This window comes from Paraliobacillus sediminis (genome assembly GCF_003426055.1).
In genome coordinates this window covers 723,734-750,582 of the sequence record NZ_QJSI01000002.1, presented here as the reverse complement: position 1 = coordinate 750,582, position 26,849 = coordinate 723,734, and the positions used below count along the sequence as shown (strand labels likewise).

Sequence of the window (26,849 nt, the reverse complement as noted above, 5' to 3'; positions counted from 1 at the left end):
TCTGTCTTAGATAAGCCTTTGCCAATGGCAAGGTTTTTTTATTTTTTTGGTGAAGGAGTAAGGGTATGAAACAGAAATGGAAAATGTTTGACTTTACACTAGCTTTTACGCCATTAATACTCGCTATATTTGGGATTATAATGATATATAGTTCAAGTATGGTTATTGCAGTAATGGACGGAAAGGCGCCAACATATTATATGCTGAAACAATTGCAATGGTTTATTATCGGTTTCGCATTTTTTGTTTTTTGTAGCTTTTTTAACTATCGTCATTATCAAAAGGTAATGAAGTTAATTATAATGGCTTTGATTTTAATGTTAGTTTTAGTTCTCTTTGAAGATCCAGTTAAAGGAGCGCGATCATGGTTATATATTGGTCCCTTTTCGGTTCAGCCTGCCGAATTTGTGAAATTAGGTTTAATTATGTATTTATCTTCTGTTTATGCTAAAAAACAAAGTTATTTAAACAATTTCACGTCAGGTGTATTACCTCCCCTTGTTATGACAGGTGTTTTGTTAGGGCTGATTTTTTTTCAACCAGATATAGGAACAGCAGCAATTATCTTTTTGATAGCTTGTTCTGTTATTTTTAGTGCAGGAATTAAATTAAGACATTTGTCTTTGTTGTTTATAGTTGGTGCGGTTTTTGCATTCTTTGTAGGATCCGACATGTTGACAACCGAACGGCTTTCAAGATTTACAGGTGCATACCAACCATTTTCTAATCCAGAAGATAGTGGCTATCAACTGATACAATCGTACATTGCAATTGGGACCGGGGGTTTGGATGGATTAGGCTTAGGAAAGAGTGTACAGAAACTCGGTTATTTAACAGAAGGGTATAATGATTTTATTATGGCGGTAATAGCAGAGGAACTTGGTTTTATTGGCGTCTTCATTGTAATCGGCTTGTTAGCTCTTATCGTATTAAGAGGGTTATTTATTTCAAGAATTTGCGAAGATAGTTTTGGTTCCTTATTAGCTATTGGAATATCTTCCATGGTCGGAATTCAAGCACTTATCAATTTAGGTGCAATAAGTGGGCTGTTGCCAATCACAGGTGTTACATTACCATTTGTTAGTTATGGGGGATCATCCTTGTTAGTCTTAATGATATCAATGGGTATTTTAAATAATATAGCACGTCACGTGAAGAAATCAATATCTGAGTCCGCTACAGAAAAACCTGAAGAAACAATAGATAGAAGAATACGTCCTGTACGTATGAATCATAATTAATTATTATGTGTAAAAGTCCCAACTAGTGAATAGATGGGGCTTTTACATTTGTGAACTTTTTGTGCCAAAATGTATAAAAACCTTGCAAATATAGCTTTTCTTTGCTAAAAATGATAACGTATGTAAAAGAAAGAGAACATATATAGATTAAAATAAATAACGATTTTTTTTTATTATGGATCTACTAAAAGGGATGTGAAATACGATGGATAAGGCAGAAACACCATCAAGTAAGATATTAACGAATACTGCTGAAAATGGGAAACAAAGTATTGCATCCGATTTAAAGGCATTGTTAAAAACAGGAATTATTCAATCGAATGTCATGACAGCCTTTGCAGGATTTTGGGTTGCATTATACTACAACAATATGCAAGTGAATACACACTGGTTATCATTAGTATTTGTGCTAATAGGTACCGCTTTGGTTATCGGTGGAAGCGGAGTGCTAAATAATTATTATGACCGTGATATTGACCCAGTTATGTCGCGTACGAAAAAACGTCCAACAGTAACTGGAACCATCCCGTTATCTGTTATATTAGCTTTAGGTGTAGTGCTATCAATCATGGGGATAGTTGTTTTGTTATTTACTACATGGCAAGCAGCTTTAGTAGCAGCATTTGGTTGGTTCGCTTATGTTGTCTTATATACAATGTGGTCTAAAAGAAGATATACGTTAAATACAGCAATAGGGAGCCTTTCTGGCGCTGTTCCTCCTTTAATAGGTTGGGCAGCTGTAGATCCCGACCTTTCCTTAGCAGCCTGGGCATTATTTGGCATTATGTTTGTTTGGCAAACACCTCATTTCTTAGCATTAGCGATGAAAAAAACGGAAGAATATCGAGCAGCTAACGTACCGATGCTTCCCGTTGTTTATGGATTTAAGGTTACAAAACGGCAAATTGTGATGTATATTACTTGTATGCTGCCACTGCCATTCTTTCTAAGTGAAATAGGGATCGCATTTATTGTCTTAGTTAGTGGGTTAAATATTTTTTGGCTTGCATTAGCACTAAATGGTTTTAAAAAAATGGATGATTTAAAATGGGCGAATAGATTATTTGTTTATTCTTTATTTTATTTACTGATTCTATGCATTAGTTTGGTGGTTTTGACTTTACCATCAGTTATATAAGAAAAAAGATATGCATGAAGAGAGGGAATAGTTGAATGCCGTTTTTACCTACACTAAGCACAGCTTTTATTATTTTAAGCGCAATACTAGTTGCAATCGGTTGGATCTTAATTGTTAAAAAGAAATATAAGGCACATAAATACACAATGGTCAGTGCGGCCATTAGTGCAATATTGTTTTTTATTATCTATACTTCCCGGACAGTATTTGTTGGAAACACTAGTTTTGGTGGACCAGATGATTTGAAGATTTATTATACAATATTCTTGGTTTTTCATATTATCTTGGCGACAACAGGAGCTGTTTTTGGGCTTGTAACGTTAACTCTTGCTTTTCGACGCAATATTAAAAAACATCGAAAATGGGGGCCGATAACGAGTGTTATATGGTTCTTTGTGGCAATAACGGGTACGATGGTGTATGCACTCTTATACGTACTTTATGAGAGTGGTGAGACAACCAGCGTAATTAAGGCGATACTTGGATTCTAATAATAAAAAGAGGCTGATTTTTAAATCAGCCTCTTTTTTTATGTTAAACTTTGAATTTTAATTTTATAATACCAGCTTCTTTAGCTGAATTAAAAGCAATAACAAATAGTGGTCCGATAATGAAGCCAAGTAAACCAATTAATTGAAGACCAATGTACATGGCGATTAGTGTCGCTAATGGGGATAAACCGATATGTCTTCCCATTACTTTAGGTTCTACGGTTCTACGTATAATTAAGAGTACAATCGCAAGTACAGCTAATTGTGTTCCTAGAACAATATCACCAGTTATATACATATACAATGCCCATGGTCCTAAAATAGCAATCGACCCAATAATTGGAATGAAATCAATAATCCAAATAATTAGTGACATAATTAAAGCGTATTCTGGAAAAATAAATAGTAATCCTAGCAACGATATAATAAAGATAACGGTGCTAACCAGGAACTGTGCTTTCAAAAATCCTAAGACAACATAAGTTAATCGTGCACTCATAAATCGAACTTTCTCAGCTGTATCTTCCGTAAGATAGTAATAAGACTTCGATTTTAAAAGTGGTAATTCAATCATAAATAAGAATAAAGCAATTAAATAAACAATAAAGCTTACAATATATTGTGGTACTGTAGCTACATAACCTGCAATGTTTTCAAGCTGTAGGTTATTTTTTATTGTTTCATTAATTTCTAGTACATTTCCTTTTATACCATCTTTTACTTGATCGACAAATTCTGTAGGTAAATCCTCCATGACACGTTCTAAATCAGCTTCCCATTCTAATACTTTTCCATTAATCTGGTTTACATATGTGGGCGTATTCTCAGCTAGTGTAACCACATGTTTGACGACGCTTGTAACAGTATATGTACCGATAACTCCACCAATTAATATAAAAATAAGAAAAACTATTGTAACCGCAAACTTCCGATTTATTTTAAAGCGATTTTGCAACCAGCGAATGGCAGGATTTAAGAACAAAGCTGTAAAAAAAGCGAAAATTAACGGAATAGAAACTGGTAAAATAAAATAACCAATCAAAATAAGTAAAAATGCTACTAAAATTAATATCCAATGACGTTTACTGAGGTAACGGAACAATTTATGCTGTGACTCCTTTCAAGTAGGAAACTGTTTTCAAAAATCCTTTATACAAAATATAGCATGAAGTTGATTATTTGAATAGGTAAATGAAAAAGTAAATCATATTATTTTGTAAAAATTAATAATAGGCTCTTTTCGTAAACATTTTTTCATTTCGATATGAATTTTTTTGTCTAGAGCATGCAAGTTTTTTGCTTAGTCGGTCATAATAACAAATGATGAATAGTTGTATTCATTCAATTAACGCGGAGGAGGATAATTATGAAAACCGTAAAAGATATAATGTCGAAGGACGTTACTTATTGTTTGCCTGAAGATTCGCTTATTAAAGCTGCAGAAATGATGAAGCAACATCATGTAGGTGCTATTCCAGTTTGTCAAGATAATAAAGAAATAATTGGCATGGTTACTGATCGTGATTTAGTTCTTAGAGGTTATGCATTAGATAAGCCAGGAACAACGAAAATTAAAGAAGTTATGACCGATCATCTTATTACAGCTGAACAAAATACAAATGTAAAAGATGCGAGTTCCATGATGGCAGAACACCAAATCAGACGCTTACCAATTGTAGAAAATAAAAAGATTGTCGGTATTGTCGCATTAGGTGACCTATCATTAGATGATAAATCAAATATGGCTGCTGGACACGCGTTAGAAGAAATCTCTGAACGACCAGAAATACACTAATATAATTTTTTATTTAGAGGCTCTTTACTGTTGTTAAGTAGGGAGCCTTTTTATATTTTTCTGATCCATTCGATAATAAAAGGGTTTAAGAATACATAATATATAGCAATACAGGGAGTAGGATTCACAAAGGAGCTAACAGGCATGCCAAGTGGAGTGAAGCGGGTTATTTTTGTTTTTTTATTTGGTGCAGGTGTTTTTTATATGTTACAAGGTGTGGTAGGGACGAAGGAAGTGGTATCAAATGTTGATGGTTGGATGAGTAAAAAGGAAATAGTAAAAGAATCTAAGGTATCGCCAGTGTACATAACGGAGAAAGTTGCTACGCAAAAAAGTGTATTCCGTTGGATTGGTGAAACAACTGATGTATTACGTAAAGAAAAAGGGGAGCCAATCCGTAAAGATTTAAGTCAATATGGCTATATGTGGTGGGTTTATCAGGATGGTGATGACCAGTATGTACAATTTGGTGTAAAGGATAAAAAAATTGTTACACTATACGCTACAGGAGTTGCAGATAATTTTGATCCGATTAAAATTGGGACGACTTATAAAGAATTAGAGGATGCATATCAATTTGAAGATCAAATTGTCTTTTCCACATATACATTTAAACTTACAGAACAAGATAAAAAAAACAGACCATTAAAACAGATTGATGAAAATCTCTTCATACAATTTTATTTTGATTCTAACACAGAAACATTGTCGTCATTTCGGTTAATGACAGAAGACGTCTTACTAATGCAACGACCCTATGAAATTAGTTATCGTGGTAAACTTCCTGAACCGCCATTTGTTTCAGAAGAAGATTGGCAATCTATCGCTTCGGGTGCTGAACAACAAATTTTTTCAATAACAAATGTTATAAGAAGTAGGTTTAATAGAAATCAATTGGTTTGGAATCAAGCGGTACAAGAAGTTGCCTATAATCATAGTAAAGATATGGAGGGAAATAATTATTTCTCTCATTATTCACAATCAGGAGCAGGCCTTAAAGAACGATTAGAAGTAAATAAGACAGTGTACAAATTAGCAGGTGAAAATATCGCAGCACAATACGTGGATGCCCCTGCTGCTGTTGAGGGTTGGTTAAATAGCGACGCGCACCGACAAGCGCTGCTAAAAGAGGAATATACAGATTTAGGCGTAGGTGTTTATCGTGAGTATTACACACAAAATTTTTTAGGGAAATGATCTAAAGATGATAACTATCACCTTTTTGCCTAAGTAACATAAACTATTTTGATAGTAAATAGGGATGAGAGGTGATCGTTTGTGTCTAATCCTGAAGTGGATCCGAGCATTGCAAAATTCAAAAAATTTGTTCAAGATCATCCAGGCCTAATTAGAGAAGTTCGAAATGGGAATTACAGGTGGCAAGATTTCTATGAGCAATGGGTGTTATTAGGTGAGAGTGATACGAGTTGGGAAACATACCTTCAAGATGCAACGAGCAAAAAAAAAGAAGAACCTAACAAAAAAAAGAAAAGTAAACAAGATTGGATGAAACAAGTATCTGGATTGATGGAGAAAGTAGATATGAATAAAATGGAAGGGAATATCGAGCAATTAAATGGCGCCATTACAAATATCCAATCATTATTGGCTCAGTTTAAAGATGAAACGAAGCAACAAACGCCAACTAAACCATCCAATCCATCAACACGCCGACCATTTCAATTTTATCGAGATTAGGAGGAAATCCTATCGATTCTAATGTGTATAATCAAATAAATGCTAAACCAGAATTGTTGTTTTTTCTACGTCATCAACCAATTTGGTATCGAACGTTATCGAGAGATCCTGCCCAATTTGAGCAGTTCGAAAAGGAAGCTAAAAGTTACCTTGGTAAGACGATTCCACAGCGTGTTGAGAAAGTATCTGAACAAATGCAAATGATGGCGATGTTCATCCAGATGGCAAGTGCTTTGAAAGATTAGCACATGCCTCTTTTTTTTTGCTCACTTTACTGGTATGATAATCCTTATGGAGGTGAAGTTGTTGTTAGCTACAACTGAAATTGTTGATTTAATAGATGAATCCGAACGTATTGGTCAAATGATTATGCAATCAGATCTTATGATTGATTATATAGAAGCAAAAGAAACATTAGCGAATGACATAGAAGCACAGCGTCTTATTACTGCTTTTCATGATAAAAAGGAACAGTATGAAGAAGTTCAGAGATTCGGACGTTATCATCCTGACTATAGTACGATTATGAAAGAAATTCGTGCAACGAAACGAGATATGGATATGAATGATTACGTTGCAAAGTTTAAAATTACTGAACGAAATGTGCAAGCATTATTAGATGAGGTTAGTGAACGTATTGCACAAAGTGTTAGTAGCCAAGTTAAGGTTCCAAAAGATGGCGCATTATTAACAGAAGGTGGATGTGGTTGCGGATCTGGTGGCGGTTGCGGCTGCGCATCATAAAAAGTGTAATCTATATTTTCTCTTGGTTAGATGCGAAACAAAAAAGTAAGCGAGGAAAACACAAATGCGAATACAACGACAAGGACTTATTATTTGGTTTCAACATATGAAAAATATGAAACAAATCAAGCGGTACGGTCATCTCATTTATGTTTCAAGAAATTTGAAATATGCTGTAGTATACGTTGATAAAGATGAAGTGGATGACAAATTAATAAAATTAGAAAAGCTTCCCTTTATTACACGTGTAGAGAAGTCCTTTAAGCCATTTGTAAGAACTGAATTCGAAAATGCTAAAAAGGATAAAGCAAAAGAGTACGATTACAAGATGGGAATTTAGAAAACTAAATACTTAAATCAAAAAAAAGCCTGCAGATTAATTAATCTGCAGGCCCTTTTTAACTTCTATAATAGAAATCAAAAAGGCAAAGGGAGAGGAGAAACCGGAGGAAGAACTTATGGGGAAACGTAAGCCTTCTCCGTCTTCAAGAAGTAACCAAAGCATTGTTTAGCTACCTCACTAGCATAGTATAGACGAGAAATATATTTCTATACGCATTCTGTTAAGGAACTTTTCAATATAAAAAAATCCAGGTTGTATTTTGACATTTTTTGATTAAAATTTCTGTCATACGTCATTTTATGGTAGGATGGAAGTCGAATAACATAAATAAGAGGTGTGCATGATGAGAGTGATTGCGGGTACATACAAGGGTCGGAAGTTACAATCTGTTCCGAATAATTTAACCCGGCCAACAACAGATAAAGTGAAGGAAGCTTTATTTCAAATGATTGGTCCATATTTTTCAGGTGGAATGTGTTTAGATTTATTTGCGGGTAGTGGAGCATTAGGAATAGAAGCAATAAGCAGAGGTATGGAAAAAGCTATCTTTGTTGATCAACAGTCAAAAGCAATTCAAACTATCTATGCTAATCTAGATGTTTTAGATATTGAAGATCATGCAGAAGTATTTCGCACGGAAGCTTTTCGTGCATTAAAAGCTGCTGGTAAAAGAAACCTAACCTTTGATCTTGTCTTTCTTGACCCGCCTTATGAAAAGATATCATACGAAAAACTACTAGAGGCGTTGCGAACTTATGAGCTTGTAACGGATAAAACAATTGTTGTTTGTGAACATGAAAGAAGACAAACATTACCTGATTATTATGAAGGTTTTCAAAAGTATAAAACGGAACGATACAGTAATTCAACTGCTATTACATTATATCAGATGGGAGAAGAAACGAATGAATGATAGGTTAGCAATTTGTCCTGGTAGTTTTGATCCGATAACTTTTGGCCATTTGGATATTATTCAACGAGCAGCAAAAGTATTTGATCATGTTATTGTAGCGGTATTTAATAATCAATCGAAATCACCCTTATTTACAGTCGAAGAAAGAATGGCGATGCTTGAATTAGTTACAGCTGATATGCCAAACGTATCAATTGATTCGCATGGCGGACTATTAGTTGATTATGCTCGGGAAAAGGGTGCGCAAGCAATTGTACGTGGTCTTCGGGCGGTAAGTGATTTTGAATATGAGCTGCAAATAACTTCAATGAATCGTAAATTAAATGAAGATGTAGAAACGTTTTTTATTATGACGAATAATCAATATTCCTTTTTAAGTTCTAGTATGGTGAAAGAGGTAGCTAAATATAAGGGCAATGTTTCTGATTTGGTTCCCCAAGTGGTCGACAAAGCATTAAAGGAAAAATTTACTGAACAGCAAGAAAACAGCTAAGCTAGTAGTTAGCTGTTTTTTTCATACCGTATTCTATTTAATAGAATTAAAATTGCAACAAAAAGGGAAGCTAGTGTAATAATAGGTCCGTATTCTTGTAGGGCGGTATACAATTGGAATGACCCTTGCGTTTCAGTTGATAAAAAGGCAGGAATAAATTTATTAGTTTCCAATGCATGATTGGAATATAAATATGGAAATAGTAGAATAACTAAGCCACTCGCAAATACACCGTGTATAATTCTTGCAAAAAAGTATGGAAAAAAACGAATATCTGTTTCTGCTAAGATACTAGCAACTTGTGCCTGTACAGAAAAACCATTAAAAGCAAAGATAAAGCTTAATATAATGGCTTGAGGAAGTAAGTTTATGACATTAGCATTGGCAATCATTTGTGCACCAAGAGTAATTTCAAATAGACCAGAAAACAAAGGTAAAGCCAGTTCAGTTGGTAAATGAAAAGCTACAAGAATCACACCTATCCCATTGGAAATAAGAGTTGCTAGACCAATGGCATGGAGTAGAGCGGTAAATACAGAAAACATGATAATAAATCCTCCAATCATTAATAATGTTTGGATAGATTGTATAATCGCATCACCAAAAACCTTACCAAAAGGTCTGCTGTCCTTTAATCGCGTTTCATGCAGTTCATGAAAGGCTCTACTAATGGTTAGCCCTTTTGCTCTATAACTAGGTTTAGGATCTTTCTCTTTGCCGTAAAATCGCATACAGAAACCAACAAGCGCATTACTAGAATAATGTACAACAGCGAGCAGAAATCCTAGTTGAGCATCGTGAAAGAAGCCAACCGATACCGCGGCAATAATAAACAATGGATTTGACGCATTGGTAAAAGATACTAATCGTTCTGCTTCTATTTTAGTTAATTGGTTTTCTTGTCTCAGTCGTGCCGTTAATTTAGCGCCAGATGGATAGCCGCTTGCCATTCCCATTGCCCAGACGAAGCTTCCGACTCCAGGGACATTAAACACGGGACGCATGATTGGTTCGAATAAAATGCCAATAAAACGAACCACACCAAAGCCAATTAATAGTTCTGCTGTAACAAAAAAAGGAAGTAAGGAAGGGAATACAGTTCCCCACCACATATCAATTCCACGTATACTCGCTTCTAGTGCATCTTTTGGAAAAGTAATCAGAGCTACAGCAACAAATAATGCAGCGCTTGCTAAGAAGCCTGACTTCATTTTTGATTTCAATGGTATTATGCCCCCTAATTCATCTTTCGCTATTCTGTACTTCTAAATTAAATAATAGTAGAATAAGTGTAGTTTCTTTTGTCCAAGCCTCTATATCAATGTATACGCAAGTACCGCTTTTTTTTATGCTTAAGAATAGATAAAAAGTCTATCTAAAATAGAAAAAGCATAAAGTAAACAGTAAACTAACAGACAGTGGGGAAAAAAATGAATTGGAATAAGAAGAAAATTGTAATTTATAGTGTATTCATTATTGTTATGGCTTTTTTAGTTGCTTACCGACTACCTTATTACATATACAAACCTGGTGGAGCGGATGCGCTCAGTCCAGTTGTTGAAGTTGCAGATGGTTATGAAAGTGAGGGTGATATGCACTTAGTGACAGTAAGAGGAGGACAGGCAACACCTTTACAATATCTATGGGCTTTAACACAACCACATCAAGAGATTGAGCGATTGGAAGATGTATTTCCAGAAGGAATTAGTCAAGAAGAATATTTTCAGGCTCAACTGCAAATGATGGAAAGTTCGCAAGAGGCATCGACGGTAGTAGCTTATCAAGCAGCGAATCAGGAGATAGACATTTCGTATGAAGGGGTCTATGTTGTTACGGTACTGGAAGGCATGCCGGCTTATGATAAGTTAGAAACAGGCGATAAAATAACAGCGATAAACGATCAAGTAATTAAAGATGCAGAAGAATTAATTGAGATGGTAAGCGGCATGGAAGCAGGAGAAGAGATTTCTTTAACAATTGATAGAGAAGAAACACAAATAAATGAAGTTGTTACATTAGCTGCATTTCCAGATAATCCAGATCAAGTAGGTATTGGTATTCAACTTGTTACGAATAGAGAAGTTACGGTTGATCCTGAAATTACTTTCACGAGTGGTGAAATTGGTGGGCCTAGTGCAGGATTAATGTTTTCTTTAGAAATATATGACCAGTTAACAGAAGAGGATTTCACAAAAGGATATGAGATAGCTGGTACAGGTGAGATTAGCTATGAGGGAGAAGTTGGGCGTATTGGTGGTATTGATAAGAAAGTTATCGCTGCTGATAATGAAGGTTGTACTATCTTTTTTGCACCAAACGAAGGTGGAGCTGAAGGCTCAAATTATCAAGTCGCTGTAGAAACAGCAAATGAAATAGACACATCAATGGAAATTGTACCAGTCGACACATTCGAAGACGCCATTACTTATTTAGAAAATCTAGAATAGAACAAGAACCCCCATTAGTATTACTAATGGGGGTTCTGTAGTATTTAAAGCTTGCCGTGCCTAAATAAAGTAATTTACATTTTGTTAAGATGTTGTATCGCATTTTTCATCAACTGCGACTTAACACCCGCTACGGAAGCAAATGGGCTCCCTTTCTGTGGGCACAGCCTCAGCTAACTTGGAAGCAAAGAACACTTCCAAGTGGATCTTCGGCTTGTGCTGTTCCCACTAGAGTGTCACCCATTTGCTTCCTTCGCTGATTAGAGCAACTAAATCTATATGTTGAATAACAATAACGAGAGAAATTAGTTGCAGGCATTAGTCACTAACAAAGTTGCGGTGTTTTCAAGTCAGTATGCTATAGGATGCACATATTATATTTTTGACAAAACTAGCGGAGCAATTGAAATTGGTGAGACTCCAGTGGGAACAGCGCGGCTGAAGATCCACTCGGAAAGCGAATTATGCTTATCCGAGTTAGCTGAAGCCGTGCCCACGGAAAGCGAGCCTATTTCAATTGTGGAGCGGGTATAGAATCTACGTCGCAGTTTCTCTCAAGTTCGTCAGTCTCTTTCACTCTGCGAAAGTTGATTAACAAGTAATAAAGTTTACGAAAAAGCATTAATTTAAAAGATTATTTCATGTAAGGTGGATTAAATTCTTGTTTGCGCATTCTTTTGCGGATTTCGGCAGGTAAGGCCGCGTAATAGGCAGCACTTGCTCTTTCATCTAATGCCAACATTTGTGGTATGTTACGACTTAATTGAGTCACAATAGGTACATGGCGTTCTTTCTTCGTATTATTCAAATGTTTTTTTCCTTGTTCCGACATACCAAGTAAACGAACATAAGGAATAGACTGTTCAGCTTGCATTTCATTGATCTCGTTTTTCGTGGTATGGGTTAAAATATGAACAAACATGCGTTGTATACGCGTATTAGTAAATCGTTTTGTATGTAATGCTGCGGTCCATTGCTTGAAACTTGTTACATGATGTACGGTCTTTTTTAAACGATACTCCATACCTTCATCTACACCGTGGATCGTTTGTAACTCTTCGATCGACATCGTGCCAACACGGTATTGTAAAAATGAAAAATAAGCTTCCCACGTATGCCACATACCTGTTTGTTCTTTATAAGCTGTTAAATAGCTTTGGGTGTTCTCCGGTAGTGATTGGGAAACAACATCATTGATATCGAGTTGATCTAATAAGCCTTTTCGAATACTTGTAGCGCTAGCGTAAGGTTGCTTGATTTCTAGATCATGATAATCGCTTTGTAATCTCTTAATAGTGATAGCTTTTATCGAAGGATTAATTTTATTAATACTTTTTACATAGCTAAAACCAAGAATATTATTTGGTTTGCTGAGATCGAGTCCGTTCATTTGCTCACTTAGACCAATTTCTTCATAGGCTCTATTACTTGCTGCTGGAAAGGATTTCCCTAAGGATAATTGATTTTTAATAACGGCATCAAATGTTGTTTTATTTTTCTCTAAAATTTGATATGCTTGATGAAAAGAATCTATCTTTCCTTGTTCACTGCCAAAACAAATTGCAGATACTTTTAGTTCGTTTAAAAGTGCAATTGCGCCAGAAGCAAAATTATCACTATGCTGTACTGCACTAGCATAGGGTAATTCAATAACAATATCGACACCTTGATCAATTGCCATACGGGCTCGCATGAACTTATCAATAATCGCAGGTTCGCCTCTTTGTAAAAAGTTTCCACTCATACAGGCGATGACACATGTTGCGTTAGCTTGTTCTTTTGATTGTTTAACATGGTATTGATGTCCATAATGAAAGGGATTATACTCTACAATAATGCCGCATGCTTGCATAGATATCACTCCTTCTGGATAGTATTGTACCATAGCACGTTAGTAATAAAAAAATCACAACGAAGTGTAAAGAAAAAATGTTGACAAACAACCAATTTCCTTTTACAATAAACGTTGTGCCTTGAGGTGATACAAATGAAAATTTCTATTCAAAAGATAATTCGTTCTGAAGCTCTTCAATTTGAAGAAAAAGTAGATATTTCGGAAATTGAATCTTGGAGCAATGATATAAGAAGAATCGATCCTGTTTTAGTTAAGGGAAGCCTTACAGCACAAGGTGATCAATTAACATGCCAAATGACGCTAAAAGGTATGATGGTTCTCCCGTGTGCAAGAACATTAATCGATGTCGAGTATCCATTTGAAATAGAAGCAACAGAACTTTTTTCTATTAGTCCGTATTACAATGAAGAGGATGATTCAGAAATTCATCCAGTTGATGGAGAATTACTTGACCTAGATCCTTATATCATGGAAAATGTTATATTGAAAATTCCTTTACGTGTTTTTGCTAGTGAGAAAGAATTAGAAGAACACGCGTTAACTTCAGGTAATGGATGGGAACTTGTTCTCGAAGAAAAAAAAGAGGAAACGATTGATCCTCGTATGAGAAAATTACAATTTCTATTAGATAAAGAAAACAAAGAAAATCAATAAGGTAAAGTGATTTAAACTAATGCCACTTCCTTGCCTTAATGTTTGATATAGTAAGGGAAGATTTTCGTTTCGTAAGTGAAGGAGGTGTAAGACATGGCTGTACCAAAAAGAAAAACGTCTAAAAAAGTTAAAAATCAACGTCGTACACATAAGAAATTACATGTACCGGGTATGATTGTATGTTCGAATTGTAGTGAACTTACTAAACCTCACCATGTTTGCAAAGCTTGCGGACAATATGACGGTAAACAAGTAGTAGAACAATAGAACGTTGAAGAGCCGACAGGAAATTCCTGTCGGCTCTTTTTGTTTTGTAAACTATGTTGCTTTTTACTTACCGGTAGTCTCTTATGTTCTGCTTTTTTTACACACAATGTAAATCGCCAATTCTGCTAATTAAAATAGATGGTTTTGATTCTAGTACTCCTATTTTTTGCATATAGTAATAGCAAAAGTAATAGGAGGGGGAATAAAATGAGTACGACTAGACAAGATGCGTGGTCACCGGATGAAGATGCGCTATTAGCAGAGACTGTTTTGCGTTATATACGCAATGGCAAAACCCAATTGGAGGCTTTTAAAGAAGTTGGTAAAAGGTTAGTTAGAACGCCAGCTGCTTGCGGTTTTAGGTGGAATGCTTCCATACGAAAACAGTATCAACAAGCGATTGATGTAGCTAAAATAGAAAGAAAAAAACAACCACATGAGTCAACCTATCTTCCTACTGAAAGCAATCAACATCTAACATTAGAAGCCGCAATTGCAATTCTAGAAAAAGTAAAAGGTAATTATGATGCGATCGAACAAAAGCAGACTATCGATTATCAACAAGTAAATGACATAATAGAGGAGAATAATGCATTAAAGCAACAAGTTGCAAAATATGAAGAGGTAATTAATGAAATGCAACGATTATGGGGAAATTTTGATAAACCAACTATTAAATTATAGACCTTGTAGAAAGTTTGCAAGGCTTTTTATTTACAAAAAAACAAATAAGTAACTTTATTACATACTAAAACCTGCAATCCAAAGTTGAATTTGACTTCATGCTCCTCATTTCATCTTTCGAGCTTGATAGTAATTGAACGTACCGATCTGGAAATATACTTTGCTAGCATAGTGTCTGCATTCTTTCATATGTTTAAAATCACAGTTATGAATGAAGACAAGCATATCTAATGTTTCTCTGTACCCACCATAAAGGGAGCCGACTTGCTTCTGTAGCGAGTGTGTTATGTTGCTATAAGCTATTTCGTAATAAAAGAAAATCTTTTGAAACCAGGCTTTTTTAAGACTGTCAAGCAATATAACCGTTATACTTTAAATTTAAAACAGTTAACGAGTCGCACTTCTTTTTTTGTGAGATAGTTGAGTTAGGAATATTTAAATAGATTCCATAAACTAATTTGGACTAGACGTATAAATAACATTATTATATGCTAAGGTATGGAAATAGAAATAACAATGCGCAAATTGAGTTTAAAACAAATAGAACGATTATCTTGACGTACCTTCACGAAAGGTGTCATAATTGGCTCGATTTAACTGGTATTAGTAAGGCGTTCGTTTTATGAAAAGAATAGAAAGTTAAAAGTGCTTTATAACCGTAGAAATTAAAGTTAGAGGGTCGAAGTAAATGTCACACCTTATTGCATACATAGTAGCGATTTTTATTACATTCCCTATAGTAGTTACAGTTGGACTTTATTACATCTTAAAAAGAATATACAAGCATCCCAAAAAGGCATTGCATCGTAGTATTGCATATTCTACGCTATTTTATATTATTTCTGTTATGATAATGTTGGATCATTTATTTCAGTCATCCTATATCGGTAGTATCATTCTTTTTTTATTAGTAGTTTTGATGAGTTTTGTTATTTTACAGTGGAAATTTACGCATGAGATTATTTTTAAGCATGCTTTTAAATTGTTTTGGCGTTCTATGTTTCTTTGCTTTTTTGTTGCCTATGTCTTGCTAGGCATTACAGGTATCATACTTGGACTTATTCGTATATAACAGAAATATTTTAAACATAATTATGCAATTATATAATCTAGCTTAAATAGAAGAACATATAACAGAAGGAGCAGGTACTTGTGACCATTAATCCCATAACATTAGCACATAGTAAGTTACTAGAAGATTATTATCAACAAAAACAAGAAATTATGCAACACTTCGATTATGATCCATTTTCGGAAGAAACGATGAAACAACGCGTATCAGACTTACATAACCAATCCTATGATCGAGTTCAACTTGTTTCTGTATTAAAGCAATTAAATGAAAAATGGCATGGAGATGAAGCGGTCTTTGCTAATATAGAACGTTTAAAAGATCCAACAAGTGTTACCGTTATTGGTGGTCAACAGGCGGGACTTTTAACAGGACCGCTTTATACAATTCATAAAATGATCTCTATTATTACATTTGCGAAAAAGCAGGAAGATGCCCTAGGGATTCCTGTTATTCCAGTATTTTGGATTGCTGGAGAAGATCATGACTTTGCCGAAATCAATCATATTATGGTCCCGCAACAACAAGGTAAAATGAGAAAACATAAAATTGCACACTATGTGAAAGAAAAGCAATCCATGTCACATTTACCAATAGACAATCAAATGACTACTGATTGGTTAGAATTACTTTTTAAAGAGTTGGATGAAACCATACATACAAAAAAAATCTATCAACAAGTAAAGCAGGCGTTAAGTCATGCAGATACGTATGTGGATTTTTTTGCAGAAATTACGAATGTCCTGTTTAAAGGTGAGGGTTTAGTATTAATTGACTCGGGTAATCCGATGGTGCGTCAATTAGAGAAAGAATATTTTCAAGCCATGATTACGCAGCAACCAGAAATAAGTAAGGATGTATATCAAAGCTTGCAAACAGTGCGAAGAAACGGTTATTCTATATCTGTTGATGTTACGAAAGAAGACGGTCACTTATTTTATCATTTAAATGGTGAACGTATTTTGTTAGTTAAAACGGATAAAGAAAAGTGGTCTGGTAAAAATCAAGAATGTCATTTTACAACGGCTGAATTACTAGAAATAGCTGAAAAAAGCCCCGAATTATTAAGTAATAATGTAGTAACAAGGCCGTTGATGCAGGAGTGTTTATTTCCTACGCTTGCGTTTATGGCGGGACCAGGTGAATTAGGATATTGGTCTATTTTAAAACCAGCATTTCATGCGTTAGGGTACAAAATGCCGCCTGTATTACCGCGATTATCATTTACATTGTTGGATCGTAAGAGTGAGAAAAAAGTAAAACAGCAAGGTATGGATGTCGGAGAAGTAATTCGAACAGGAGCATTACAAGCCAAATTATCTTGGATAGGTTCGCAATTAAATCCGCCGCTAGACACATTAGTTGAACAAGTGAAACAGTCGATTGAGCACGTTCACCAGCCTTTACAAGGTGTGGCGAAATCAATGGGACCAGATCTTGAAAAATTGGCTGAGAAAAATTTAACATATCTCTTACAAAGTGTTGACTATTTACAAGAAGCATTAGAGAAAAATCTTGAGGAAAAACACCATCAAACGATTGAAATGTTTGATATGCTGCATGTGTCGTTACACCCTAATAATGGCTTACAAGAAAGATCATGGAATGCAGTTTCCTTTATTAATCAGTATGGAGAAAATTGGATAAAAGATATAATCAATCAATCTTATACATTTAAACACTTTCATTATCTTGTCACACTTTAATCCCCACAACTTACCACTAAAGATAATAAAGGTATAAAAAAGGCGCTAACCAAAAGGTTAGCGCCTTTTTTAACTGTATTAAAGTCTTACATTATTTACCAAATAAGCGAGATGCATGGCTGGTAGGCATTAATTTGGAGCGTATTGGTATCAATTTTAAAAAAAGGTGGAGGATAGTGGGGGGTTGTGGTAAGATAGAAAAAAAGGTGGGCGATCTATATGTTTATGGGAGAATACAAACATAATATTGATACCAAGGGTCGCATCATTGTTCCTTCCAAATTCAGAGATGGACTTGGAGAAACCTTCGTCATTACGAGAGGTTTAGACCAATGCTTATTTGCTTATCCCATAGATGAATGGCACCTTTTAGAAGAAAAGTTAAAAAAATTACCATTAACGAAAAAAGATGCCCGAGCATTTACACGGTTTTTCTTTTCCGGGGCAGTTGAATGTGAAGTAGATAAGCAGGGAAGAATAAATATTCCTGCATCACTCCGCAAATATGCTGTACTAGATAAAGAATGTGCTGTTATCGGTGTTTCTAATCGAGTTGAAATATGGTCAGATCAAGCTTGGACAGGCTATGTTGAAGAGTCTGAAGAATCTTTTTCTGAAATTGCAGAAAATATGCTGGATATAGATTTTTGAAAATATAAATGTGAACTAAAACATAGACAATTGATGTTTTATTAAAAGAAGAAGGTGGAAGAATGTTTGAACACGAGAGTGTGTTACAGCTTCAAGCAGTAGAAGGATTAAATATTCGCCCAAATGGTACATATGTTGATGGTACATTAGGTGCCGGTGGCCATGCTGAAAAAATAGTTGAACAGCTAAATGATGAAGGATTACTGGTAGCGTTTGATCAAGATCAGATTGCTTTAGAAGCAGCAAAAAAAAGGTTAGCTGCACATGACAATAAAATGTTGTTTGTGCATTCGAATTTTAGATATTTACAAGATGTTTTGGCAGAACACCAAATTGATGAAGTAGATGGTATTTTATTTGATCTTGGCGTATCTTCTCCACAATTAGATCAGAGTGAACGTGGTTTCAGCTATCAACATGAGGCGCCACTCGATATGAGAATGGATCAAACGCAAGCAATATCAGCATATGAAGTTGTTAATACGTGGTCATATGCAGCGTTGGTTCGTATCTTTTTTAAATATGGTGAAGAGAAATTCTCTAAACAAATTGCTCGTAAAATTGAAGCAGCCAGACAAGTGAAGCCAATTGAAACAACTGTTGAACTTGCAGAGATTATTAAAGAAGGTATACCAGCAGCTACAAGAAGAACGGGTGGTCATCCTGCAAAGCGTGTATTTCAGGCAATTCGGATAGCGGTAAATGATGAATTACATGCGTTTTATGATGTTTTGCATCAAGCTGCAGAGTCTGTATCCGTTGGTGGAAGAATTGCTGTGATTACATTTCATTCCTTAGAAGACAGGATATGTAAACAAGCTTTTAAGAAGTGGAGTTCGTTACCACCACTTCCTAGAAATATTCCGATTATTCCAGAGACAAGTCAACCACCATTTAAGCAAATTACGAAAAAGCCAATTGTGGCTGATGAAGAAGAACTAGATAATAATAGGCGTGCACGTTCTGCAAAGTTACGTATTGTTGAAAAGGTAAAGCCTTGGAATGATCAATTTTTCTTTAAAGAAGGGCGGGATCAGGCATGAGTGCTAGCGAAGCTAGAAATTGGCAACAACAGGCTGCTGAAAGAAAAGAACAACTGTATACAGAAACGAAACCAAAAAGACAAGTTAAGGTAGATGTAACGAAGCGTTGGATAACATCCGGAGAAAAGTTTCTTTATGTGATTTTTTCTTTAACTACAGCAGCAACATTATTTTATGTTGTATCATTTAGTACGAATTTAGATGCGTTAAATCGTGATATTCAAAGTTTGGAAAGTAGCGTGCAACAACAAGAGACGGTAAACGCCAACTTAACGTATCAAGTAAAAGAATATAGTAATCCTGATCGCATTCTTCGTATTGCAAAAGAGAACGGATTAAAAATTCAAAACACAGAAGTGAAACAAACAGCAACAATTTCTGAATAGAAACAGTAATGGGGAGATAAACGTGAAGAAAAATAAAACGACATCGACTATGGCGAATCTATTCATAATTATATTTGTCGTGATATTTTTAACACTATCCGGCCGTTTTTTATACATTCAGGCAACCGGTGAAATTCAGGGGATTGATTTGCAAGACTGGGCTGATGATCGCAGGACTAATAATTACGCGATAGAAGCTAATCGAGGCACCATTTATGATCGTAATGGCATGGATCTTGCGCAAGATCGTGCCACATATGGTTTGTATGCGATTGTTGATCAGGCTTATTCATCAGACCCTGATAAACCAAAACATGTTGATAATGTGGATGCGACAGCTGTTGCTTTGGCACCTTTGTTGGAAATGGAAGTTGCGGAGATTAAATCAATTCTCCAATCGGGGATAGAAAGCGACAAATTTCAAGTGGAATTTGGAACAAATGGTAGCCAATTAAGTCAAGAAACGAAGTTAGAAATAGAAGAACTTGATCTACCAGGATTGAATTTTGATGAAGAAGCAAAACGTTATTATCCAAATGGTACGTTTGCCTCTCAGATAATAGGCCTTGCTCAAAAAAATGATGATTCTATTATTACGGGAATAACAGGAATTGAAGCGCAGTTAGATGACTATTTACAAGGAACAAATGGTTCTATTTCGTATCAACGCGATAAATACAATACCAAATTACTAGATCCTGATGAAGTTATTCAAGAAGAAGAAGATGGAAACAATGTGTATCTAACGATTGATCAAAAAATTCAAACGTTCCTAGAGGATGCGATGTCACAAGTAGTAGAAGATTATGATCCTGAGCGTATTACCGCCACAGTAATTGACCCGAAAACTGGCGAAATATTAGCGATGAGTAATCGACCGAGTTATAATCCGAATGACCTTGAGAATGTTGAAAATTGGTATAACGATGTGGTATCGACACCAATTGAAGCTGGTTCGACAATTAAGGCTTTTACTTTAGCGGCAGCTATTGAAGAAGGTGTCTACAACGGGAATGAACTCTATCAATCTGGAAGATATAAAATTGATGAGATTGAAAAACCGATTACAGATTATAATCAATCATGGGGCATGATTGATTATAATGAAGGTATTCGTCGATCTTCAAACGTTGCTGTTTCTAAGTTGGTTTGGGAGAAAATGGGGACCGAAACATTCTTGGAATACTTAAAGGCGTTTCATTTTGATCAGGATACAGGTATTGATTTACCTAGAGAAAAAGCAGGAACAATCTTGTATAATTATACGATCGAGAAGCTAACAACTGCTTATGGACAAGGCTCAACAGTTACGCCAATTCAATTAATCCAAGCTGCAACGGCAATTGCTAATGATGGTAATATGATGAAACCGTATGTGATATCAAAAATTACTGATAGTGAAACTGGAGAAACTATTGAAGAAACGGAATCAGAAGTAGTAGGAAATCCAATATCTGAAGAAACATCAGACCAAGTGCTTGATATATTAGAAACAGTTGTTACCGCAGAAGATGGAACAGCGCATAATATTTATAATTTATCTGATTACTCTGTTGCTGGTAAAACAGGAACAGCACAACTGTCACAGGGTGGTTATTTAACTGGAGCGAATAATTATATCTTTTCCTTTTTAGGAATGGCACCTAAGGAAGACCCAGAGCTGATTATGTACATTACTGTTCAACAACCAAAATTAGAAGTAGGAGAATCTGGATCGGCAGCAGTTTCATATATTTTTAAAAATGTAATGGAGAATAGTTTACATTACCTAAATATTCAACCAGATAAAGAAGTACAGGAAACTGTTTCAACATATACATTTCCAGAGGTTAGTGGAAAATCTGTAGATGAAGTCAAAGCTAATTTAGAAGAGGACGGTTTAAAAGTCACCTTGATTGGTAATGGTACGTCGATAACTGATTCATCGGTTCAAGCTGGCGAAAAAGTAGTATCAGGTGAACATATCATGTTAGTAACAGATAAACCAACGATGCCAAACATTTCGGGGTGGTCTGTGCGAAATGTTATAGAGCTAGGTGAATTAGTTGATTTGGATTTAGAATATATAGGAAGTGGCTATGCAACATCACAGAGTGTTAAAGCTGGTTCTGATATAAGTGAGAACACGTATATTATGGTTGAATTTGCCCCACCTGAAAATACGGGAGAATAGTGAGAAGAAACAATAGAAGAAAATGATTGATTTGTGTCAATCATTCAAATTGATACAGTGTTCTATTCGTTTAACATTTACATATACTAGATACAACTTTACTTGGATAATGTGAGGAGTTATTATGCCATGAAACGTGTATCAAATGTAACGATGCGAAAACGAATTGTCACTGTATTTCTTTTTGCCTTTCTTTTGTTCTTCGTCATAACGATTCGCTTAGGTTATGTCCAATTTATAATGGGTGACGAACTAATGGATAAGGCTGAAGCTTCGTGGAGTAGAGATATTGCTTTTGAAGCGGAACGTGGTCAAATCTTGGACAAGAATGGCTTAGTGTTAGCAGAAAATGTTACAGCTCCAACGGTAATGATTGTTCCTAGACAAATTGAACAACCAGAAAGAGTTGCAGGATTGCTGAGTAATATCTTAGAAATATCGGAAGAAGATATGTTAGTAGAATTAACTAAAAACACAAGTATTGTAAGATTCAATGAAGGCAGAAAGGTTACGGAAGAACAAGCAGATGCGGTCCAAACGTTAGCTTTAGATGGGGTTTACGTTGCTAAAGATACAAAACGCTATTATCCTAATGGTGACTATCTTTCTCATGTTTTAGGTTTTAGTGGGATAGATAACCAAGGTTTAATGGGATTAGAGCTATATTATGATGAAGAGCTAAGCGGGGAAAAAGGAAGTCTATCTTTCTATTCTGATGCTAAAGGTCAGCGGCTACCAAGCTTGGCAGATACGTATCAAGCCCCAACTGATGGTTTAGATATGAAATTATCGATTGATGCGAAAGTACAAACGATTATAGAAAGAGAGTTAGATCAAGCGGAAGCGACGTATAATCCAGATGGCGCGTTAGCAATTGCAGTTGATCCCAATACAGGTGGAATTCTTGGAATGGCTTCAAGACCTAATTTTGATCCTGAAGACTATCAATCAGTAGATGCAGATATTTATAATCGGAATTTACCGATTTGGAGTACATATGAACCTGGTTCTACATTTAAAATTATTACATTAGCAGCAGCGCTAGAAGAAAAAGTCGTTGATTTATACGAAGATGAATTTTTTGATGATGGAAGTATGGAGGTTGGTGGTGCAACATTACACTGTTGGAAAGTTGGTGGACATGGCCAGCAAACCTACTTAGAAGTTGTTCAGAATTCATGTAACCCTGGTTTTATCTCTTTAGGTCAAAAAATTGGTAAAGAAAAATTGTTTTCTTATATTGATGATTTTGGTTTTGGTGAAAAGACAGGTGTCGATTTATTCGGTGAAGAGAATGGTATATTATTCAACTTAGATCAAGTAGGTCCAGTTGAACTAGCAACCACATCATTTGGGCAAGGTGTATCAGTCACGCCAATTCAGCAAGTTATGGCTGTTTCGGCAGCAGTCAATGGTGGTTACTTATATGAACCGTATGTTGCTTCAGAATGGTTAGATCCAGTATCTGGTGAGAGTGTGGAAACAGTTGAGCCGAGCTTGAAAAGACAAGTCATTTCAAATGATACTTCTGCTCAAATAAGAGAGGCCCTAGAAAGTGTTGTTGCTAAAGGAACTGGTAGAGGTGCTTATGTAGAAGGGTATCGTGTAGGTGGTAAAACGGGAACAGCACAAAAAGTTGGTGAAGATGGCCAGTATATGAAGGATAATCATATCGTTTCCTTTATTGGTTTTGCTCCTGCTAATGACCCAGAGATTGTTGTCTACCTAGCCATTGATAACCCGAAGAACACGGTGCAATTTGGTGGGGTGGTAGCTGCTCCAATTGTAGGAAATATAATGGAAGATAGTTTACGCGCGATGGGCGTACCTACAACGACTGAAGGATTAGGGAAAGAGTATCAATGGCCCGATCAACCATTAGTTGAGGTGCCAGATTTAATTGGCGTGTCTCGTAATGAATTACAAGAATACTTAATTAATCTTTCAATAGAGGCTTCTGGTGAAGGAGATAAGGTAATCGAGCAAGCTCCTGCGGCAGGGACAAAGGTAGAACAAGGAGAAACAGTACGTCTTTACTTTTCTGATTAAAAATAGATACGATTAATCATGAAGATTAAGGTTAAATTTGTTATACTAAAGAAGTTGTGATGAAAATCAAAGTTAATTAAAAATAATTAGTAAAGATAGTAAGGATGAAAGCCATGAAAAAACTAAAAGAAGTACTAAACATTATCCCTGTATACCAAGTGGATCAGACAATAGCTAATATAGAAATAAATGGTGTAACAATTGATTCGAGAGAAGTCCAAAAAGGTAACTTGTTTATTTGTATCGATGGTTACACAGTTGATGGACATAACTTTGCTAAACAAGCTGAAGCAAATGGTGCGCATGCAATAGTAGCTGAAAAGCCATTAGATGATTGTACTGTTCCCGTTATATATGTGCGTGATACGATTAAAGCCGTTGGACTTTTAGCTAATAGCTATTATGATAATCCGACACAAGCTTTACAACTGATTGGGATCACTGGTACGAATGGAAAAACAAGTGTTACGTATCTGTTAGATGAAATATTTCAAAAAAATCAACAAAAAACAGGAGTAATTGGAACGATTCAGATGAAAATAGGAGAAAGGAAAGTTCCAGTAGCGAATACAACCCCTGAAGCTTCCTTTTTACAAAAAGGTTTTAAAGAGATGATCGATAGTGGGATAGAAACAGCTATTATGGAAGTGTCCTCTCATGCTTTAGAAATGGGGAGAGTTAATGGATGTGACTTTAATATTGCAGTCTATACGAATTTGTCACAGGACCATTTAGATTATCATGCTGATATGGAAAGTTATTTTCAAGCAAAGAGTCAATTATTTCAACAATTAGGAAACAGATATGATGCAAAAAACCCGAAATATGCCGTAATTAATCAAGATGATTCATACAGCGAAAGGTTTATTCATGCAACAACACAGCCTGTTATCACGTATGGTATCGACAATGAAGCAGATGTTCGCGCGACAAATTTAGAGTTGAATGCAAATGGTACGTCGTTTGAACTTGTGACTTATAAAGGAAATATAGCTATCTCAAGTAAGTTAATGGGTAAGTTTAGTATCTATAATATGTTGGCGGCTGTAGCTACTAGTTTATTATCAGATATTCCTTTAACAATAATTAAAGCTGCATTGGAAGAAACAGCTGGTGTAAGTGGTAGATTTGAACCTGTTCAATTTGGTCAAACATATGGCGTAGTTGTTGATTATGCACATACACCTGATTCACTTGAAAATGTATTGCAGACCATGCGCGCTTTTGCGAAAGGTGATATTTATGTAGTGGTAGGTTGTGGTGGTGATCGTGATAAAACGAAACGCCCTCTAATGGCAAACATTGCTACTAAGTATGCTGCTCACGCTATTTTCACATCTGATAATCCACGATCTGAAGAGCCGTCTGTCATTATTGAAGACATGATAGCTGGGGTTGAAATGTCTAATTACGAGGTTATTATAGATCGCAAAGATGCCATTGAAAAAAGTATTGCAATGGCAAAAAGAAATGATATGATATTAATTGCTGGAAAAGGCCATGAAACATACCAAATTATTGGTTCGAAAACAGTAGATTTTGATGATCGTAAAGTTGCGAAGCATGCAATAGAACAACGTTTAAAGCAAGAATAAATAATTTGTTTATGCAAGAGGATGTATTACTGTTTACTGAGGAGTTATCACTATGTTATTTACCTTACCGTTTCTAGTGGAATTATTTCCTGATGCAAAGGGATCGATACATGATCAATTTGTAATTAATGAGGTTACCACAGATAGTAGAAAACCAATGTCACATGCATTGTTTGTTCCATTAAAAGGGGACAAATTTGATGGGCATACCTATATGAATCAAGCAATTGAACAAGGTGCAGTTGCTACTATATGGGAAAAAGATACACCGTTGCCGAAGTTTTTGCCAACGGATTTTCCTGTTTTCTTTGTTACGGACACATTAGTAGCATTGCAACAATTAGCTCATGCTTATCGTTTGAAGATAAATCCAATTGTTATAGGCGTAACGGGCTCAAATGGAAAAACGACGACCAAAGATTTAATAGCAACTGTTTTATCAAGTCGCTATCGAACACATTATACCGATGGGAATTTAAATAATCATATTGGTTTACCCTTAACTATCCTATCAATGCCAAAAGATACTGAAATGCTTATATTAGAAATGGGAATGAATCATTTTGGTGAAATGGAACGTTTATCAAAAATAGCTGAACCAGATATTGCGGTAATTACAAATATTGGTGAATCTCATATTGAGTATCTAGGCACAAGAGCTGGTATAGCTAAAGCAAAGGCTGAAATTTTAAGTGGTTTAAAGTCTGGCGGCACCTTGTTAATTGATGGCGATGAATCATTATTATTACCATATAGTGATAAAGTTGAAACGATCAAAATAGGTTTTGACCTTTCTAATCACGTAGTAATTGATCAATTTAGCATGCTTCCTTCACATTCTAGCTTTCGGCTAATGGGCAATGATACATATGAAATCCCATTACTAGGAATGCACCATGCCAAAAATGCTTCCTTTGCAATTGAAATAGCACGAAAACTTGGTATGGAACAGAAAGAGATGCAACAATCCTTTTTAAAAGTTGATCGGACTGGAATGCGTTTTGAAATGATTAAAGGAAGATCTGGTGTAACACTAATTAATGATGCATATAACGCGTCTCCGACATCAATGAAAGCAGCAATTAACGTAGTCAAAGAAATTACAGGATACGAAAGAAAGATTGTTGTCTTAGGTGATATGTATGAACTTGGAGATTCGTCTAAAGATTTTCACCGTTCGATTGCAGATGTAATATCCCCGCCAATCGCGTATGTATGTACAATTGGTGAAGATGCTAATGAAATAAGTAAAGCAGTAAAACAACAAAATCCATCGATTCAGACAAAACACTTTACGACTAAAGAAGAAGCGATAACTTTTTTAGAAGGGTATTTAGATGAACGGACATTAATTTTAGTGAAAGCATCAAGAGGAATAAAGTTAGAAACAATTATTGATCGACTATTATAA

The 26,849-nt window shown here is 35.5% G+C and carries 27 protein-coding genes; 24 read left to right on the top strand and 3 right to left on the bottom strand.

Going from position 1 to position 26,849, the window contains the following annotated elements; all coding sequences use genetic code 11:
• Positions 1 to 65: 65 nt before the first annotated feature.
• From ftsW to D2K60_RS09850, 3 genes are all read left to right on the top strand, one after another.
• Positions 66 to 1,241 carry a putative lipid II flippase FtsW gene (gene ftsW, locus D2K60_RS09860; RefSeq protein WP_117169830.1) on the top strand — a complete coding sequence of 392 codons (1,176 nt, stop codon included), beginning with the start codon at positions 66 to 68 and terminating at the stop codon, positions 1,239 to 1,241.
• Positions 1,242 to 1,446: 205 nt separating this feature from the next.
• A complete protein-coding gene (gene cyoE / locus D2K60_RS09855; RefSeq protein WP_117169829.1) occupies positions 1,447 to 2,379 on the top strand; it encodes a heme o synthase in 933 nt (310 codons plus the stop codon).
• A 35-nt stretch (positions 2,380 to 2,414) separates the two neighbouring features.
• Entirely contained in the window at positions 2,415 to 2,870 is a 456-nt protein-coding gene (locus tag D2K60_RS09850) for a DUF420 domain-containing protein (RefSeq protein ID WP_117169828.1), read from the top strand.
• 43 nt (positions 2,871 to 2,913) lie between these two features.
• Here the strand turns inward: D2K60_RS09850 and ytvI are convergent, their stop codons facing one another.
• Entirely contained in the window at positions 2,914 to 3,972 is a 1,059-nt protein-coding gene (ytvI, locus tag D2K60_RS09845) for a sporulation integral membrane protein YtvI (protein WP_117169827.1), read from the bottom strand.
• A 264-nt stretch (positions 3,973 to 4,236) separates the two neighbouring features.
• On the opposite strand from ytvI, the gene D2K60_RS09840 reads away from it, so the two are divergent.
• From D2K60_RS09840 to coaD, 8 genes are all read left to right on the top strand, one after another.
• Positions 4,237 to 4,665: a CBS domain-containing protein gene (locus tag D2K60_RS09840; protein ID WP_117169826.1), complete on the top strand. Its 429-nt coding sequence runs from the start codon at positions 4,237 to 4,239 to the stop codon at positions 4,663 to 4,665.
• A gap of 144 nt (positions 4,666 to 4,809) precedes the next feature.
• Positions 4,810 to 5,862 carry a CAP domain-containing protein gene (locus D2K60_RS09835; RefSeq protein WP_117169825.1) on the top strand — a complete coding sequence of 351 codons (1,053 nt, stop codon included), beginning with the start codon at positions 4,810 to 4,812 and terminating at the stop codon, positions 5,860 to 5,862.
• Positions 5,863 to 5,943: 81 nt separating this feature from the next.
• Positions 5,944 to 6,363 carry a YlbD family protein gene (gene ylbD, locus D2K60_RS09830; protein WP_117169824.1) on the top strand — a complete coding sequence of 140 codons (420 nt, stop codon included), beginning with the start codon at positions 5,944 to 5,946 and terminating at the stop codon, positions 6,361 to 6,363.
• Between the two features lie 23 nt (positions 6,364 to 6,386).
• The gene (locus D2K60_RS09825; protein WP_240335290.1) at positions 6,387 to 6,608 is read left to right on the top strand and encodes a YlbE-like family protein; all 222 of its coding nucleotides are present in this window, start codon (positions 6,387 to 6,389) and stop codon (positions 6,606 to 6,608) included.
• 61 nt (positions 6,609 to 6,669) lie between these two features.
• Entirely contained in the window at positions 6,670 to 7,107 is a 438-nt protein-coding gene (locus D2K60_RS09820; RefSeq protein ID WP_117169822.1) for a YlbF/YmcA family competence regulator, read from the top strand.
• A 64-nt stretch (positions 7,108 to 7,171) separates the two neighbouring features.
• The gene (locus D2K60_RS09815; RefSeq protein ID WP_117169821.1) at positions 7,172 to 7,447 is read left to right on the top strand and encodes a YlbG family protein; all 276 of its coding nucleotides are present in this window, start codon (positions 7,172 to 7,174) and stop codon (positions 7,445 to 7,447) included.
• A gap of 346 nt (positions 7,448 to 7,793) precedes the next feature.
• Positions 7,794 to 8,363: a 16S rRNA (guanine(966)-N(2))-methyltransferase RsmD gene (gene rsmD / locus D2K60_RS09810; protein ID WP_117169820.1), complete on the top strand. Its 570-nt coding sequence runs from the start codon at positions 7,794 to 7,796 to the stop codon at positions 8,361 to 8,363.
• Positions 8,356 to 8,856: a pantetheine-phosphate adenylyltransferase gene (gene coaD / locus D2K60_RS09805; protein WP_117169819.1), complete on the top strand. Its 501-nt coding sequence runs from the start codon at positions 8,356 to 8,358 to the stop codon at positions 8,854 to 8,856. The genes rsmD and coaD overlap by 8 nt, the downstream gene beginning before the upstream one ends.
• An 8-nt stretch (positions 8,857 to 8,864) precedes the next feature.
• Here coaD and ylbJ read toward each other — a convergent pair whose 3' ends face one another.
• A complete protein-coding gene (gene ylbJ / locus D2K60_RS09800) occupies positions 8,865 to 10,079 on the bottom strand; it encodes a sporulation integral membrane protein YlbJ (RefSeq protein WP_275896247.1) in 1,215 nt (404 codons plus the stop codon).
• 207 nt (positions 10,080 to 10,286) lie between these two features.
• Between ylbJ and D2K60_RS09795 the strand changes: the two genes are divergently transcribed.
• Positions 10,287 to 11,303 carry a SepM family pheromone-processing serine protease gene (locus tag D2K60_RS09795; protein ID WP_117169818.1) on the top strand — a complete coding sequence of 339 codons (1,017 nt, stop codon included), beginning with the start codon at positions 10,287 to 10,289 and terminating at the stop codon, positions 11,301 to 11,303.
• A gap of 634 nt (positions 11,304 to 11,937) precedes the next feature.
• On the opposite strand, the gene D2K60_RS09785 is transcribed toward D2K60_RS09795, so the two are convergent.
• Positions 11,938 to 13,155: a nucleotidyltransferase gene (locus tag D2K60_RS09785; protein ID WP_117169816.1), complete on the bottom strand. Its 1,218-nt coding sequence runs from the start codon at positions 13,153 to 13,155 to the stop codon at positions 11,938 to 11,940.
• Positions 13,156 to 13,290: 135 nt separating this feature from the next.
• Here D2K60_RS09785 and D2K60_RS09780 point away from each other — a divergent pair, with 135 nt between their 5' ends.
• From D2K60_RS09780 to D2K60_RS09725, 12 genes are all read left to right on the top strand, one after another.
• Complete coding sequence (locus D2K60_RS09780) at positions 13,291 to 13,812, top strand: YceD family protein (protein ID WP_117169815.1); 522 nt, start codon at positions 13,291 to 13,293, stop codon at positions 13,810 to 13,812.
• A gap of 93 nt (positions 13,813 to 13,905) precedes the next feature.
• Positions 13,906 to 14,079: a 50S ribosomal protein L32 gene (gene rpmF, locus D2K60_RS09775; protein ID WP_117169814.1), complete on the top strand. Its 174-nt coding sequence runs from the start codon at positions 13,906 to 13,908 to the stop codon at positions 14,077 to 14,079.
• Positions 14,080 to 14,286: 207 nt separating this feature from the next.
• A complete protein-coding gene (locus tag D2K60_RS09770; RefSeq protein WP_117169813.1) occupies positions 14,287 to 14,763 on the top strand; it encodes an RsfA family transcriptional regulator in 477 nt (158 codons plus the stop codon).
• A 688-nt stretch (positions 14,764 to 15,451) separates the two neighbouring features.
• Positions 15,452 to 15,835: a DUF3397 domain-containing protein gene (locus D2K60_RS09765; protein WP_117169812.1), complete on the top strand. Its 384-nt coding sequence runs from the start codon at positions 15,452 to 15,454 to the stop codon at positions 15,833 to 15,835.
• An 80-nt stretch (positions 15,836 to 15,915) separates the two neighbouring features.
• A complete protein-coding gene (gene bshC, locus D2K60_RS09760; RefSeq protein ID WP_117169811.1) occupies positions 15,916 to 17,541 on the top strand; it encodes a bacillithiol biosynthesis cysteine-adding enzyme BshC in 1,626 nt (541 codons plus the stop codon).
• Positions 17,542 to 17,760: 219 nt separating this feature from the next.
• Positions 17,761 to 18,192, top strand: a complete 432-nt coding sequence (gene mraZ / locus D2K60_RS09755) for a division/cell wall cluster transcriptional repressor MraZ (protein ID WP_117169810.1) — start codon at positions 17,761 to 17,763, stop codon at positions 18,190 to 18,192.
• Positions 18,193 to 18,254: 62 nt separating this feature from the next.
• Positions 18,255 to 19,235: a 16S rRNA (cytosine(1402)-N(4))-methyltransferase RsmH gene (rsmH, locus tag D2K60_RS09750; protein WP_117169809.1), complete on the top strand. Its 981-nt coding sequence runs from the start codon at positions 18,255 to 18,257 to the stop codon at positions 19,233 to 19,235.
• Positions 19,232 to 19,621: a cell division protein FtsL gene (gene ftsL / locus D2K60_RS09745; RefSeq protein WP_117169808.1), complete on the top strand. Its 390-nt coding sequence runs from the start codon at positions 19,232 to 19,234 to the stop codon at positions 19,619 to 19,621. The genes rsmH and ftsL overlap by 4 nt, the downstream gene beginning before the upstream one ends.
• Before the next feature lie 22 nt (positions 19,622 to 19,643).
• A complete protein-coding gene (locus D2K60_RS09740; protein WP_338048364.1) occupies positions 19,644 to 21,794 on the top strand; it encodes a penicillin-binding protein in 2,151 nt (716 codons plus the stop codon).
• A gap of 129 nt (positions 21,795 to 21,923) precedes the next feature.
• Complete coding sequence (locus D2K60_RS09735; protein WP_117169807.1) at positions 21,924 to 23,843, top strand: stage V sporulation protein D; 1,920 nt, start codon at positions 21,924 to 21,926, stop codon at positions 23,841 to 23,843.
• 113 nt (positions 23,844 to 23,956) lie between these two features.
• Entirely contained in the window at positions 23,957 to 25,438 is a 1,482-nt protein-coding gene (locus D2K60_RS09730; protein WP_117169806.1) for a UDP-N-acetylmuramoyl-L-alanyl-D-glutamate--2,6-diaminopimelate ligase, read from the top strand.
• Between the two features lie 52 nt (positions 25,439 to 25,490).
• Positions 25,491 to 26,849 carry a UDP-N-acetylmuramoyl-tripeptide--D-alanyl-D-alanine ligase gene (locus tag D2K60_RS09725; protein WP_117169805.1) on the top strand — a complete coding sequence of 453 codons (1,359 nt, stop codon included), beginning with the start codon at positions 25,491 to 25,493 and terminating at the stop codon, positions 26,847 to 26,849.